At 41.9% G+C, this 15264-nt stretch carries 11 protein-coding genes; 2 read left to right on the forward strand and 9 right to left on the reverse strand.

The window, feature by feature from the left end; translation table 11 throughout:
- Positions 1-313: 313 nt before the first annotated feature.
- The 4 genes from gcvP to ACZ5WS_RS00825 all read right to left on the reverse strand — a co-directional run bounded on the left by gcvP (position 314) and on the right by ACZ5WS_RS00825 (position 5625).
- Positions 314-3205: an aminomethyl-transferring glycine dehydrogenase gene (gene gcvP, locus ACZ5WS_RS00810; protein WP_464710031.1), complete on the reverse strand. Its 2892-nt coding sequence runs from the start codon at positions 3203-3205 to the stop codon at positions 314-316.
- A 152-nt stretch (positions 3206-3357) separates the two neighbouring features.
- Positions 3358-3747, reverse strand: a complete 390-nt coding sequence (gene gcvH / locus ACZ5WS_RS00815) for a glycine cleavage system protein GcvH (protein WP_138608047.1) — start codon at positions 3745-3747, stop codon at positions 3358-3360.
- Positions 3748-3823: 76 nt separating this feature from the next.
- Positions 3824-4906: a glycine cleavage system aminomethyltransferase GcvT gene (gcvT, locus tag ACZ5WS_RS00820; protein WP_008112433.1), complete on the reverse strand. Its 1083-nt coding sequence runs from the start codon at positions 4904-4906 to the stop codon at positions 3824-3826.
- A 119-nt stretch (positions 4907-5025) separates the two neighbouring features.
- Positions 5026-5625, reverse strand: coding sequence for a hypothetical protein (locus ACZ5WS_RS00825; RefSeq protein WP_008465326.1), 600 nt, complete (start codon positions 5623-5625; stop codon positions 5026-5028).
- 126 nt (positions 5626-5751) lie between these two features.
- On the opposite strand from ACZ5WS_RS00825, the gene ACZ5WS_RS00830 reads away from it, so the two are divergent.
- Complete coding sequence (locus ACZ5WS_RS00830) at positions 5752-6609, forward strand: LysR family transcriptional regulator (protein ID WP_464710036.1); 858 nt, start codon at positions 5752-5754, stop codon at positions 6607-6609.
- 243 nt (positions 6610-6852) lie between these two features.
- Entirely contained in the window at positions 6853-9009 is a 2157-nt protein-coding gene (locus ACZ5WS_RS00835) for a TonB-dependent receptor family protein (RefSeq protein ID WP_464710039.1), read from the forward strand.
- Positions 9010-9091: 82 nt separating this feature from the next.
- On the opposite strand, the gene rlmB is transcribed toward ACZ5WS_RS00835, so the two are convergent.
- The 5 genes from rlmB to ACZ5WS_RS00860 form a co-directional block, all read right to left on the reverse strand.
- The gene (gene rlmB, locus ACZ5WS_RS00840) at positions 9092-9835 is read right to left on the reverse strand and encodes a 23S rRNA (guanosine(2251)-2'-O)-methyltransferase RlmB (protein WP_008112440.1); all 744 of its coding nucleotides are present in this window, start codon (positions 9833-9835) and stop codon (positions 9092-9094) included.
- A complete protein-coding gene (gene rnr / locus ACZ5WS_RS00845) occupies positions 9832-12291 on the reverse strand; it encodes a ribonuclease R (RefSeq protein WP_464710040.1) in 2460 nt (819 codons plus the stop codon). The genes rlmB and rnr overlap by 4 nt, the downstream gene beginning before the upstream one ends.
- Positions 12292-12499: 208 nt before the next feature.
- Positions 12500-13234: an enoyl-CoA hydratase/isomerase family protein gene (locus ACZ5WS_RS00850; protein ID WP_464710042.1), complete on the reverse strand. Its 735-nt coding sequence runs from the start codon at positions 13232-13234 to the stop codon at positions 12500-12502.
- Positions 13235-13363: 129 nt separating this feature from the next.
- Positions 13364-13978: a response regulator transcription factor gene (locus ACZ5WS_RS00855; protein ID WP_464710044.1), complete on the reverse strand. Its 615-nt coding sequence runs from the start codon at positions 13976-13978 to the stop codon at positions 13364-13366.
- Positions 13975-15078 carry a sensor histidine kinase gene (locus ACZ5WS_RS00860; protein WP_198522543.1) on the reverse strand — a complete coding sequence of 368 codons (1104 nt, stop codon included), beginning with the start codon at positions 15076-15078 and terminating at the stop codon, positions 13975-13977. Before ACZ5WS_RS00860 ends, ACZ5WS_RS00855 begins: the two co-directional genes overlap by 4 nt.
- Between the last annotated feature and the right edge of the window lie 186 nt (positions 15079-15264).

Consider the following 15264-nt stretch of genomic DNA (forward strand, 5'->3'; position numbering starts at 1 on the left):
CAAGGTGATACAACTTTTTGGGCTAAAGCCCAACCTACAAACCACGCACGCCAGCAAGCTCAGCGCCTACGGTGATACCTATTATTCCTGTGTTAAATCACACATGCCTAAAGAGCGACCTACAAACAATACATATTTACGTGCTTGAGAGATGGTAATGATATTGGAAAATCGTTGGGTTTCGTTTCACTCTACCCAACCTACCCCATATAATTTATGGCGAATCACCACGCACAAAAAAGCCGTTGCATTGCTGCAACGGCTTTTATAATTTTGATAAATCCCACTCTACAATGGAAATTTTTTCAAAAAATTAGTCGCGGTATGTCTCAATCGGAGGACATGCACATACTAAATTACGGTCGCCGTATACGTCATCGATACGTGTAACCGTTGGCCAGAACTTATCTTTAGCAACCGCTGGTACTGGGAATGCAGCGTAAAAACGGTCATACGCGCGGTCCCATTCATTACCTAACACATCAGCTTGTGTGTGCGGTGCAAATACCAATGGGTTGTTTTCGATAGACCATTCGCCTGAAATGATTTTATCAATTTCACCTTTAATCGATACCATCGCTTCGATAAAGCGGTCAATCTCGCCCTTAGACTCAGATTCAGTTGGCTCAATCATTAATGTGCCCGCTACTGGGAACGACATTGTTGGTGAGTGGAAACCATAATCTTGTAAGCGCTTAGCAACGTCCATTTCAGTAATGCCTGAGGCTTCTTTTAATGGGCGTAGGTCAATAATACATTCGTGAGCAACGCGATTATTACGGCCACGGTATAAAATTGGGAAGTGCTTGCTTAGCTCATTGCTTAAGTAGTTAGCATTTACAATCGCCATTTCTGTCGCTTGTTTTAAGCCCTCAGAGCCCATCATGGCAATGTAAGCCCATGAAATAGGTAAAATAGCTGCAGAGCCGTAAGGCGCTGCCGATACTGCACCATTTCCTTCATTAGTACCTGGTACGTTAATTACGCTGTGGTTTGGCATAAATGGCGCAAGGTGCGATTTAACACCAATTGGGCCAACACCTGGGCCACCGCCGCCGTGTGGAATACAGAAGGTTTTGTGTAAGTTTAAGTGCGATACGTCTGAGCCAATAAAGCCTGGGCTAGTAACACCTACTTGCGCGTTCATGTTTGCGCCATCCATGTAAACTTGGCCACCATGCTGGTGAACAATTTCACATAACTCACGAATCGTTTCTTCGTATACACCGTGGGTAGATGGGTACGTTACCATGGCACATGATAGGTTTTCAGAGACTTCTTCAGCTTTCGCTTTTAAGTCTTCCATATCGATGTTGCCGTTTTTATCACAGTTAACAACCACAATTTTCATGCTGGCCATTTGTGCCGATGCTGGGTTAGTACCGTGTGCAGAACTTGGGATTAAACATACGTTACGGTGCGCATCCCCTCGTGACTCGTGGTATTTACGAATGGCGATTAAGCCTGCGTATTCACCTTGTGCACCTGAATTTGGTTGCAATGAAACGGCATCGTAACCGGTAATGTTAACTAGCCAATCGTGTAGTTCGTTAATCATTACTTGATAACCTTCTGCTTGGTCTAGCGGGCAGAATGGGTGAAGGTTTGCAAATTCAGGCCAGGTAACTGGGATCATTTCAGCGGTCGCGTTTAGTTTCATGGTACATGAACCTAACGAGATCATAGAATGATTAAGCGCTAAATCTTTGTTTTCAAGGCGCTTAATATAACGAAGCATGTCTGTTTCGCTGTGATAGCTGTTAAAGTTTGGATGCGTTAGTATTTCATCATCACGCACTAGGCTTGCAGGAATAGAGTCGCTGCCATTTGCTTCAACATCAGCGGCAATCGCATCTACACTTAGGCCATGGCCTTCGCCTAAAATAATATCAAATAACTGGGCAACGTCTGCACGGGTTGTGGTTTCTGATACTGAAATTGAGTATTCACCTGCATGGTTAGTAGCAAAGTTAACACCTTTAGCTACAGCACGCGCAATAACGTTGGCTTTGTTTTCATCAACCACTGTTAATGTGTCAAACCAAGTAGTGTGCTTAAGTGCCACACCTTTTGCTTTTAAGCCAGTTGCTAAAATATCAGCAAAACGGTGAATGCGTTGTGCAATGGTTTTTAAGCCTTGCGGACCATGGTATACCGCGTAAAACGCAGCCATGTTCGCTAGTAATACTTGCGCAGTACAAATGTTTGAGTTGGCTTTGTCGCGGCGAATGTGTTGCTCGCGGGTTTGCATTGCCATACGTAATGCATCGTTACCTAAACGGTCTTTTGATACACCAATAATACGACCTGGTAATGAACGTTTGTACGCATCACGTGTTGCAAAAAATGCTGCATGAGGACCGCCGTAACCCATAGGTACGCCAAAACGCTGTGCTGAACCCAGTACTACGTCGGCGCCTAATTTACCTGGTGCTTTTAATAGTAATAAGCTCATGATGTCGGCTGCTACACAGGCAATCGCTTTTTTGCTTTGTACGCCAGCTATTAGGTCTGTTATGTCAACAATTTCGCCTGATGTTGACGGGTATTGGAATAACGCACCAAAAATATCGTGGTTCACAGCATCGGCTGCTTTACCTACAATAATTTCAAAACCAAATTGCTCTGCACGGGTGCTCACTACGTCAATGGTTTGCGTGTGTACGTCGTCGGCAATAAAGAACGCATTGGCTTTTTTAGCTTTAGATACACGTTTTGCAAGGCCCATTGCCTCGGCTGCAGCGGTTGATTCGTCAAGCAGTGAGGCACTTGCTAAATCTAGGCCGGTAATATCTAGGGTCATAGTCTGGAAATTTAATAGTGACTCTAAACGCCCTTGTGCAATCTCTGGCTGATACGGTGTGTACGCTGTGTACCAACCCGGGTTTTCAAGTACGTTACGTAAAATTACGTGCGGTACGTGAGTTGGGTGGTAGCCTTGGCCAATATACGATTTGAAAACTTTATTTTTGCTTGCTACTGATTTTAAGTAGCTTAGTGTTTCAACTTCGGTGCGGCTTTCGCCGATATTAAGACCTTGCTCAAGACGAATACCAGCAGGTACAGTTTGACCGATCAGCTCTTCAACGCTCGATACTTCAAGAGCGCTAAGCATGTCGTTTACTTGCGCTGGGCTTGGCCCAATATGGCGGCGAATAAAATCTTGCTTTTGCTCTAATTGTTCAAGAGATTTGGCGTTTGACATGTGTCCAGATTCCTATGATCCAAATACTAATGGGTAACTAGTATTGATTAAAATATGTGATGATTTAGCTGCTTACTTTGTATGGAAAAATAAGCGCTTTAATCATAAAAGCCCCAATGTTTTAACATAGAGGGGCTTTTATTAATTAACGATTAGTCTTCGTCAATTGTATGCGCGTAACCTTCAGCGTCTAATAAGTTATCTAACTCAGGCTCTTCTGACGCTTTAATACGGAATAACCAACCGTCGCCGTATGCGTCGTTGTTTACTGTTTCAGGCGCATCTTCTAGCTCTTCGTTAATGGCAACAATTTCACCGCTAATTGGCGCGTAAATGTCTGATGCCGCTTTTACTGACTCTGCTACTGCACAGTCTTCGCCAGCATCTACTTCGTCGCCTACTTCTGGTAATTCAACAAATACCATGTCGCCAAGCAGCTCTTGCGCATGCTCAGAAATACCAACAGTGTAAGTGCCGTCGCCTTCGTTACGAACCCACTCGTGTGAAGGTGCGTATTTTAACTCGCTAGGGATATTGCTCATTTTTTTCATCCTTTGGTTTAGATTGGGAGAATACCAATAAATGAGGGTGACCTATTTATTGGTATAACCAAATTATTTAGATTATTGATTTACCGTTACGTACAAAGCCCGACTTAACTACTTTTACGTTAACTAATTTTTTACGCATTTCTACTTGAGCTGTGTCGCCGGTTGAACGTGGCACACGTGCTAATGCAACACTATAGCCCAATGTTGGTGAGAATGTGCCAGATGTAATAACACCTTCGCCACCATCAACAATTACTTTAGAACCACTGCGTAGTACGCCTTTTTCTTCAAGAATAAGACCTACTTGCTTGTGAGTACTTTTTTCTGCACGTTGTTTTACCAAAACATCACGACCAATAAAGTCACGATCTTCTGGCTCCCATGCAATAGTCCATGCCATGTTAGCTGCCAGTGGTGATACGCTTTCGTCCATATCTAGGCCGTAAAGGTTCATACCTGCTTCTAAACGCAGTGTGTCGCGCGCACCTAAGCCCGCTGGCGCCACACCGGCATCAAGCAATTGCTGCCATAAATCGGCGGCTTGCTCGTTTGGTACTACAATTTCGTAACCGTCTTCGCCAGTATAACCTGTTGTAGCAATAAATAAATCACCGGCTTGAACACCAAAAAATGGCTTCATGCCTTCTACTGCAGCTTGCTGATCTGCGTTTAATACCTGGGCTGTTTTAGCACGTGCATTAGGGCCTTGAACTGCAATCATGGCGTATTCTGGGCGCTCAGTAACCGTTACAGCAAAATCGCTCGATACCTTAGCCAAATGTGCTAAATCTTTTTCACGGGTCGCTGAGTTAACCACTAAGCGATAAAATGTTTCGCTAAAGTAGTAAATAATTAAGTCGTCGATTACGCCGCCTTGCTCGTTAAGCATGCCTGTGTAAAGCGCTTTACCTGGTACGGTTAACTTAGCAACATCGTTTGCTACTAGCTTGCGTAAAAACGCTTGTGCTTGCTCACCTTGAATATCAACAATGGTCATGTGTGATACGTCGAACATACCAGCATCGTTACGTACGGCGTTGTGTTCTTCTATTTGTGAGCCGTAGTTAATTGGCATTTCCCAGCCATGAAAATCAACCATTTTTGCGCCGGCTTCAAGGTGCTTTGCATGTAATACTGTTTTAGAAGTCATAATATTCCTTCACTTTTAAATTAACCCATGTGTGTGGGCGTGGCCTCAATTAAATGAGGGGGAATAACATGGTAGCCATTAATAAGCCTACCAAATTGTAATCTTTAACTTTTTACCCGTTAGGCTGCTTGAGTGTTGGTAACACTAAAGCCCTGTTGCTGCATATACTGTTGCCACTTATCAAGCGTGGCCGTTTTAGCAATAACAATAAACTGCTGTTCGTTGTTTTGATCTACTGCAGTAACAAACACGTCTCCACTTTGCGCGCCATAGCAAAGCTGCGCGTCAGCAAGGCGTAACCCTGGGGTTAGTTTAAATGCCTCAACTAAGGTATCAAATGCATTGTCGCCTTTTAAAGTAAAGGTCGCTAAGTCGGTGCGTACCACAAAGTCTATATCGTATCTAAGCTGTTGCTCGTTAATGAGCGCTTGTAATTGCAGGCTAGCATTAACTGGAAGTACAAATCGAAAGGCGGTTTCGCTAAAGTAGTAAACGGCGTAGCTAAAATCAGAATTTAAATCGCCATCCAGTGTGCCTTTAAAGCCAAAGCCACTAGCGGTAAGTTTGGTGAGGTCATGACCTAAAATAGCACTTAAAAATACCGATGCTTCACTACCACTAAAGTCAATAACAACGTGACTGCTATCGGCTTGTAAGGCATTTATAACCGCGCTGTTAGCGTTGCTATGGCGGGCAAACATAATCGGGTTAAAAGTCATAACAAATACCTATCAATCTTTAATAGCAAAAGTATATTGCGCAAGCCTTACAACAACAAATTGTAATTACTTATCAATTGATAAATAATACTTATATATATAGCCATATAAATAGTAATTTTAAATATGAAAAATATTTCAACCGACAGTTTACGAACTTTTGTTATGGTGGTTGAGGTTGGTGGATTTGCCAAAGCAGGCGATTTACTTGGCCTTTCGCAACCTGCGGTGAGCTTACAAGTAAAACGCTTAGAAGACTTACTCGGCTATAAATTATTTAAAAAGCAGGGGCAACGACAAGTGCTCAACCAATATGGCGAGTTATTACTGCCGATGGCAAAGCAAATGGTGCAGCATAACGATGCCATTTTGCAGTTGTTCACCTCAGAAAGTGTAACTGGTAAAGTGCGCTTGGGGATCCCTAGCGAATTTGCCGCGCGTATTTTGCCCTCCATTATTGGCGATTTTGTGGCGCTCTACCCCGAGGTATCACTTGAAGTAAAATCACGTTTAAGTAAACACCTACTCTCTGATGAGCGCCAAGATCAATTTGATTTAGTGTTAGCGCTTAACGAGCAACTAGACTCAGAAAAATTCCCTATTTTTATTCAAGACCAATTAGTGTGGGTGGGCGACCTATCACTGGCACAAAATGAAACCGTAACCTTAGTGACTGCCCCTGAGGGCTGTATTTATCGACGCAGAGCAACTCAGGCGCTTGAAAAAGCAGGCATTAAATATCGTATTGTTTACAGTAATGCCGATTTAACCGGTTTAATTGCCGCATTAAAAGAAGGCTTAGGTATAACAATGCTCGCAAAAAGTACCGTACCTAACGATTTAGCCTATCACTTACACACTAAACATTTACCTGCGCTTGGTAGCATAGGTATTAGTTTAGTAAAAACCGCCAGCGAACCTGAAAACGCGGTATTTAAACTCGCCGAATTTATTAAGCTGCGCTTAGGCTATCCCACTGCTTAAATAACCTGAACTCTGGATAATAAATCTATCCCACACAGAGTTCAGGTTAAATTAACCGCCACCAGCCAATACATTATCCTAATTTTATAAGATTAGAATAAACACTTAGTTAAAAATGTTATAAAAATAGCGTATTTTTACGGCAAATGTAAATATAACTAAAACTTAATAATATTGATTCTCATTCGTTAACATGTTTAAATTACGCCAATTTTAGTAGTTGAACTATTTTTAGGGTAATCAATGTCACATAAATTTTTAGTTTCCTCGTTAACTGCAGCCGTAGCGCTGTCTTTAAGTGCTACAGCAATGGCAAAAGATGCCGGCGGCGTTGAACGCAATTTTGAGCAAATTACCGTTATTGGCTCACAAGCAGCAATTAACGATATTCCAGGGTCTGCTACATTTATCTCTGATGAAGAGTTGCAAAAATTCGAATTTACCGATATTTCTCGCGTATTAGCATCTGTACCAGGTGTATACGTGCAAGAAGAAGATGGCTATGGTCTGCGTCCTAACATTGGTATGCGTGGCACAGGTACTGGCCGTAACGATAAAATTTCAGTAATGGAAGACGGCGTACTCGTTGCACCGGCTCCTTACTCTGCACCATCGGCTTATTACTTCCCAACTATGGGTCGTATGGAATCTATTGAAGTATTAAAAGGTGCTGCCTCTGTTAAATATGGCCCGCGCACCACGGGTGGTGTATTAAATTTACTTTCTCGCAGCTTACCAACTGAAGCAAATAGCTCTATGGGTATGGTTGACGCGGCACTTGGTAGTGATGGTTACTACAAAGGTCACGCTTACTTCGCTAAAGAAAAAAATAACACAGCAGGCTTAATTGAAGTGTTTTCTTACGGCGCTGATGGTTTTAAAGAATTACCAGTAAGCGATGACAACACTGGTTTTGAAAAAAATGACGTACTGGTAAAATTTGGCCATACCTTTGGTGAAAACGATGCCCACAATATTGAGTTTAAAGCTAAGTACTCTGAAGAAACATCAGACGAAACCTACATGGGCTTAACTGATGCCGATTACCAACAAAACCCTAACCGTCGTTATGCGGCATCGCAAAATGATGAGATGAACACCCGTCATAATGCATACCAAGTAAACTATGCATATCGCTTTGGTGAAGGTTACGAATTTTTAGCAACCGCTTATCTAAATGACTTCCACCGTAACTGGTACAAAGCCAGTAAAGTAAGCGAAAGCTACCTTGAGCAATACAGTGAATTTGAAGCAAACCCAACGGCTGAGGGTATCGAAAACATCGGTGTTAAAGCTAACAACCGCGACTACCAAGCTAAAGGTGTGCAATCTGAATTACACATTCCAGCGGGCGATCACTACATTACGGTTGGCGTACGCTACCACGAAGACGAAATGGATCGTTTCCAGTGGGAAGACAAATACACGCTTAATCAAGATTTAAGCATGACTCTTACCTCACAAGGCGCACCTGGCTCTAATAGCAATCGCTTAGACAGCGCAAAAGCAAGCACCCTATTTATTCAAGACGAATGGACAATGGATGCATTAGTAGTGAGCGCAGGTCTGCGTTATGAAGACATTACTATTACCCGTGAAGAGTGGGCGAAATCAGATCCAACTCGTAGCCAAGGCTTAACGAAGGATATTTCAAACGATACTGAAATTTTAGTACCGTCATTAGGCGCTACTTACACACTTAACGATAACGTGACGCTACTTGCCGGTATTCAAAAAGGCTATGCACCCGCAGCGCCAGGCAATGCTGACCAAGACGAAGAAGAAAGTATCAATATTGAATTTGGTTCTCGTTTTAATGCAAACGGCTTTAACGGTGAAGTGATTGCATTCTACTCTGATTACGACAACATGCATGGTAACTGTACCGCATCAGTAGGTTGTAGCGACGACAACATTGGCGACCAATACAACTACGGTGAAGTAGAAGTATCAGGCTTTGAATTTAGCGCTGGTCGTACGTTTAATACTGCATCAGTAGCGTTCCCAGTTAAACTGACTTACACCTACACTGATTCAGAGTTTAAAAACACATTTGATTCAGAAATTTGGGGCTCTGTAGAAAAAGGCGATGCAATGCCTTACGTACCAGAAAACCAAGTTGCTTTATCGTTTGGTGCCGAAGTGAATAACTTTGTTGTTAACAGCCAAATACGTTACGTATCGGATGCACATGCTGACCTTTCTGACTCAGGCTTAAATGCGATTGATAGCCGTGTTGTATGGGATTTAGCTGCTAAGTACTTAATTGATGAAAATCAAAAAGTATACCTAAGCGTTGATAACTTATTTGATAAAACCTACATTGCTAATCGCGCAAATGGCGGTATTCAACCTGGTAAGCCACGCTCAGTACAAATGGGTTACTCTTACAGCTTTTAATAAAGCGCTAACTTAAAAGTACAAAAAAGCCGAGATTGATAATCAATCTCGGCTTTTTAATGCCTATGTGATTAGCTTAGGCTTAATTTGTTTCTGCGCGCTGGCGTAACACTTCAAATAAACAAATGCCGGTTGCTACCGATACATTTAAACTTGAAACCGTGCCTGCCATTGGGATTTTAACGAGCACATCACAATGCTCACGCGTTAAGCGGCGCATGCCCTCGCCTTCAGCACCCATCACAATCGCCATTGGGCCTGTTAAGCTGGCATCAAATACATGTGTGTCGGTTTCACCGGCAGTACCTACAACCCAAACACCCGCGTCTTTTATTTCACGTAATGTACGTGCAAGGTTAGTTACCTGAATAAGCGGTACCGTTTCTGCTGCGCCACAGGCTACTTTACGTGCTGTGCCATTAAGCTTTGCTGATTTGTCTTTAGGAACAATCACCGCATGTACGCCCGCTGCATCGGCACTACGTAAGCAAGCACCTAAATTATGCGGATCGGTAATGCCATCAAGCACCAGTAAAAATGGCGTGTCTTCGCGTTCAATGATCTCATCGAGATCTTTCTCATTAAACACTCGCGCCGCTTTTACGTTGGCAATAATGCCTTGATGCTGTTCATCTTTCGCTTTGTTATCAAGCGCTTTTCGTTGCATAAACTGTACTGAAATACCAAACTGACGCGCTTGCTCAATCACAGGCGATAAACGCTTATCATCACGTCCCTTAAGGGCGTATATTTCTATAAAGCGCTCTGGCTCTTTTGCTAAAATTGCTTCAACAGAGTGAAAGCCAAAAATTAATTCATTACTCACGAATTGTTTGCTCCTGGGCTACTACGTTTACGGGCATTTTTACCTGGTCTTTTAGGCTTTTTGACCGCTTTCTTTTTGGTTTTTTTCTTCGCGGTGGTGTCATCCGCTTTTACTTTAGACTTACCCGCTGCCTTAGTTTTACTTGCAGGCTTTTTTCCACCTTTTGGTTTTTTACTGTCGCTTGCTGACTTTTTACCCGGTATTTTACCGGCTTTAAGTTGCGAGCGAACGCTTGCTGGGGCATTCTTTTTTGGCGCACGACGACGCGCATAACGATCTTGAGCCACATCGCCTTTAAGCGTTAAGTTAATTCGGCGATCATCTAAGCTTACCGAGGCAACTTGTACAGTTACTTTATCGCCTAAACGATAAACCGTATGTGTGTGTTCACCCACCAAGCAATGTTTAGCCGCATCATGTTGGAAGTATTCATCACCTAAATTGGTAACATGAATTAATCCATCAATTTGCAAATCATCTAAACGAATAAATAAACCAAAATTAGTAACCGATGAAATAACCCCGTTAAACTCCGTGCCTACATGATCTTGCATGTATTCACATTTTAGCCAATCGGCTACTTCACGGGTGGCATCGTCTGCACGGCGCTCAGTGGTAGAACACTGCTCACCAAGTTGATCGACTTCATCATCGCTGTAAGCGTATTCACCTGAGGTTTGTTGACCTTGCGCTTTTAATACCGCTTTGATTGCACGGTGTACCACTAAATCTGGGTAACGGCGAATTGGCGAGGTAAAGTGTGCGTAGGCCGATAATGCTAAACCAAAGTGACCTATGTTATCTGGCTGATATACCGCTTGCTTCATTGAGCGCAGTAGCATAGTTTGAATAAGCTCAGCTTCAGGACGATCCCCTAAACGAGCCAACACTTGAGTGATCTCTTTCGGGGTAGGTTCATCGCTTAGCGTGCTCTCAATACCTAACTCAGTTAAAAACTGAGTAAAGTTACCCAGTTTTTCGCTATCAGGTTCATCATGCACCCTAAATAACGCACTTGCTTCGTGTTTCTCAAGTAATTTAGCCGCCGATACATTGGCTAAAATCATACATTCTTCAATCAGCTTGTGCGCATCGTTACGAATAACTGGCACAATAGATTCTATTTTACGCTGTGCGTTAAATACAAAACGGGTTTCGAGTGTTTCAAATTCAATTGCACCACGCTCTTGGCGTGCTGCTTTTAATGCCATGTACATTTGCTGTAAGTCAGTTAAATGTGGCACTACAGCTGCGTATTCTTTACAAAGCTTTTCGTCATTTTGTAAAATGGCATTTACTTTGGTGTAGGTTAAACGAGCATGCGAATTCATTAGTGCTTCGTAAAACTTATAGCCCGACAGCTTACCCTCTTGCGATACGGTCATTTCTGCAACCATACACAGGCGATCAACCTTAGGGTTAAGCGAACACAAACCGTTAGACAATACTTTTGGCAGCATTGGAATAACTTGCTCAGGGAAATACACTGAGTTACCGCGCTCTATCGCTTCTTTGTTAAGCGGCGTGTTCATACCTACATAATGGGATACATCGGCAATGGCTACCCATAAACGCCAACCACCTGACTTTTTAGGTTCACAATAAACAGCGTCATCAAAGTCGCGAGCGTCTTCGCCATCAATAGTGACAAGTGGTAAGCCGCGTAAATCAACACGGCCTTGCTTATCGGCTTCTTCAACAAATTCACCTAAGTGGGCAACTTGCTGCTCAACTTCTTCAGGCCACACGTGTGGAATATCGTGATTACGCAGCGCAACTTCAATTTCCATACCCGGCGCTAAATGCTCGCCCAGTACGTCAATCACTTTACCTACCGCATTCATATTGCGGCTTGGATTTTGAGTTATTTGCACTTGCACCATTTGGTTGTGGCGTGCGCCTTTTTCGTTACCCGGTAAAATAATAATATCTTGAGTAATGCGCGGATCTTCAGCAACCACCACAGCAATACCATGCTCAACAAAATAGCGGCCAACAATAGGCGCTCGCTCATTAGTAAGCACTTTAATAATACGGGCATCGCATTTTGAGCCTGAACCACGCTTAGTGCCTTTCGCAAGAACAATGTCGCCATGTAGCACCATATTCATTTGATGCTTAGCAATAAACCAGTCTTTGCTCTCGCCTTCAACTTCTAAAAAGCCAAAACCGTCTCTATGACCGACAACTTTGCCTTTGGTTAAACCGGCTTCGTCAATCAGGGCATAACATTTAAATTTATTAAAATACAATTGCCCGTCGCGCTCCATGGCACGAAGTCGGCGCTTAAATGCTATTTGTCGTTCTTCATCGTTGACTGCGAGTTCTTCACATAACTGTGTGTAATTAGCAGGTTTTGAACGCTCTTGAAGGTGAGTAAGTATAAACTCACGACTAGGGACTGGGTTTTCGTACTTTTCTTGTTCTCGACTGAGATTTGGATCTTGGTTTGACATTCACTATCTTGTTAGTTGGTTATGTAAGCATTTTAACTCATATACTCGAAATGAGACAGGTAAAAGCCATTAAACTTTTAATAAAGCGTTATTAGCTTTTGCATTTTGTAGCAATGTAGCTAAATAACACTTAACACCTACTTAATTAATGCACATAAAAGTGAGTAAATTAGCTGTGCTGATGTTTACTCACTTTTATAAAAACAGCTTACTTTTGCTGTAGTTTCTTCCACAATAGCGTGCTGATATGTTCAATAAAAGCCGAATCTTGTGCAGCCATAACATCGAGTATTGGTTTGTTCATTTGGGTTTTGTTTTGAGCGTATATCCAACGATTTTTATTAAAGCTTTGCGCAAACTCTAACGCACCCGTTTGCAAGGCTTGCTCATCAGCAAAAATCGCTTCTACCACATTTTGTTGTAGCAGTTTATGCGCGTCAACACGCTCGCCAGTCATAGCTAAGCGGTTAAAAAATTGAGGATTAATCGCTTTATTAATAATCGGAAACATAGACGGTACAAACGGTACCAGTACATCAACTTCAGGAAAGCAGAAAAAGCCTTTGTCCGATTTCATAAACCGAAAATCACAGGCACATGCCAACACCGAGCCATTACCATAAGTGTGACCGTTTAGTGCAGCAATGATAGGCATAGGAAACGTCACTATGCGTTTAAATAACTGCCCTATCGAATTCATAAAATCGGCAATAACTGCAGGCGTGTTATCTGAACTTGCCATCCACTGTAAATCTATTCCCAATGACCAGCTTTTATCGCTGCTTGAGGTTAATACTACGGCGTTAATATCGCCATTGGCTTCTATGCTATCTAAGTGTTGATTAAGTTCAGCTATAAAACTAGGGTTATGGCGGTTTTCAGCGGTATTCATGGTAAGTATTGCCACGTTTTGCTCAGTGGTAATTTTTATTAATGCGGTCATTCGAGCCTCTTTGAGTGCATTTAGCTGCGCTTTTAGCACTTTTCGTTACTTTTATAGTTATGCACTGAATAGTAATACGTTGTATAAAATTTATAAAGTGCCTATTTTTGTAATCATTAAAGAAGTTATTTATAACCATCCCTTTTGCCGAGCGATACGCGCTGCATCTATCCTGTTTGTGGCATTGAGCTTTGCAATCGCATCAGATAAATAATTACGCGTTGTCCCTTCACTTATATAGAGCTGCTTAGCTATTTCGCTGGTTTTTAAGCCATCACATGCAAGCTTTAAGGCTTTACGCTCTTTATCTGTGAGTGGGTCGGCATCGTCTAGGGCATTAATGGCAAGTTCTGGGTCAATCACCTTTTGCCCTTGCATTACTTTTTTTAACGCGTTTATTAGCTCTTCGCTGGGTGCTTCTTTTAAAATAAAACCTTTAACACCCGCATTCAAAGAGCGCCTAATATAACCAGCACGTGAAAAAGTGGTCATAATTACCATATTAATTGCAGGATATTTAGCGGCTATTTGCTCACTAAGCTCAATGCCATTTATGCTTGGCATTTCTATATCCGTTAAAATGATATCTGGATGTAAGTCTTTACTAAGCGCGCTGATTTCATTTAACGCATCTCGCCCATTACATGCTTGACCAATTACCTCAATATTAAAGTCGAGGCTTAATAAAGCGGCAACTGCGTCGCGCACCAGCGCTTGATCTTCAACTAAATATACTTTGATCATTTTAAATCCTCAGCACTTAATGGCAGTACAACGTTTAAAGTAAATGTATCGCCACAGGTAAATTTTGCACTGCCGTTTAATTGCTCTGCTCGCTCTTTAATGCCATTTAAACCATTTCCCGCTTTTAATGTGGTGCATGGCGCGTTATCAATAACGGCAATAAGTAATTGCCGCTTTGTTTGTTCTATATTAATAGAACCGATTTTTGTGCTGCTATGGCGTAATAAATTAGTCACTGACTCTTTAATAATAAGACTCGCAATGCCCTCAACCTTGGCAGGTAACGTCGCTAAATTAACGTTAAATTTTATGTTAAAGCCTTGCTCTTTGAGTGTTTGTTTTAGCTGTGTTATTTGGCTGTTTAAGTTGAGCTGCTTTAAATCACTTACCGCGTTTCGTACATCACTCAGTAACTGTCTTGCAAGATCTGCTACTTGGGCTATTTCGTTATTAGCCTGCGCGTATCGTTCACCTTGATTTAGTTTATTCGCAAGTTCAGCTTTTAAAGCTATTGATGACAGTGAGTGACCTAAAATATCATGTAAATCTCGGGCTATGCGTTCACGCTCAGCAATGGCTGCTAGTTGCTCTAATTGCTTTGCGCTTTCTTGTTCGCGCTTTTTATGTTCGCGCTCTCTTTTTGCTGCAATCCCATAGCTAAATAAGGCGGCACATAATATTAATGCCACAGCCAAAAAGTACTGAAGCTTTCCTATATCGCTTAAATACGAACTTGCAAAAAGCGCGACTATAATGGCTAATGCGGCATAATACCGCTGCTTTTGGGTATAACTATACCCTGCCACATAAGCAACAAAACCATACAAAGTAGGTGTGCCAGAGGTGAAAAAAGTGGCGCTAAAACAAATGGCGAGCAAGGCTAAAAATAAGGGGGTAATTTTTGTGTTATTGCAGTTAATTGCTTTTATGTACAAAATAATAAAAGCAATATAAAAAGCTAAACATAGGCTCATTTGGCTTTTTGTAAATTGGTCAAAATTAATAATTAATGGCAATAAATAAAAGCCGGTAAAAATTAAATGGCCATACTTCCAAAACGTTTTATCCGTTTGTTGAGAAAAGCTACTTAGCGAACTCATACTAATACCTCTGGCCTATTGTTTTTGTTTATAGCACTATTTTTATTAATAAATATTAATAACATAAAAATGAATGCGAACATAAAACAATCTTCATAAGTCGCAGTTAAACTTAGTGTTTCTACAAAGTCGCTAATGCTTAAGCTTATTAAAATTAAGGAATTCATAACACCCTCCAATATAAGT

The sequence above is a fragment of the Pseudoalteromonas sp. 11L1 genome, from assembly GCF_055397545.1.

What these genes read in the sequence shown, in the direction of transcription:
- ACZ5WS_RS00850 (WP_464710042.1), bottom strand. Translation starts at nt 13,234, where the DNA reads ATGACCGCATTAATAAAAATTACCACTGAGCAAAACGTGGCAATACTT.
- ACZ5WS_RS00855 (WP_464710044.1), bottom strand. Translation starts at nt 13,978, where the DNA reads ATGATCAAAGTATATTTAGTTGAAGATCAAGCGCTGGTGCGCGACGCA.
- ACZ5WS_RS00835 (WP_464710039.1), top strand. Translation starts at nt 6,853, where the DNA reads ATGTCACATAAATTTTTAGTTTCCTCGTTAACTGCAGCCGTAGCGCTG.
- ACZ5WS_RS00830 (WP_464710036.1), top strand. Translation starts at nt 5,752, where the DNA reads ATGAAAAATATTTCAACCGACAGTTTACGAACTTTTGTTATGGTGGTT.
- gcvT (WP_008112433.1), bottom strand. Translation starts at nt 4,906, where the DNA reads ATGACTTCTAAAACAGTATTACATGCAAAGCACCTTGAAGCCGGCGCA.
- gcvH (WP_138608047.1), bottom strand. Translation starts at nt 3,747, where the DNA reads ATGAGCAATATCCCTAGCGAGTTAAAATACGCACCTTCACACGAGTGG.
- ACZ5WS_RS00825 (WP_008465326.1), bottom strand. Translation starts at nt 5,625, where the DNA reads ATGACTTTTAACCCGATTATGTTTGCCCGCCATAGCAACGCTAACAGC.
- rnr (WP_464710040.1), bottom strand. Translation starts at nt 12,291, where the DNA reads ATGTCAAACCAAGATCCAAATCTCAGTCGAGAACAAGAAAAGTACGAA.
- ACZ5WS_RS00860 (WP_198522543.1), bottom strand. Translation starts at nt 15,078, where the DNA reads ATGAGTTCGCTAAGTAGCTTTTCTCAACAAACGGATAAAACGTTTTGG.
- gcvP (WP_464710031.1), bottom strand. Translation starts at nt 3,205, where the DNA reads ATGTCAAACGCCAAATCTCTTGAACAATTAGAGCAAAAGCAAGATTTT.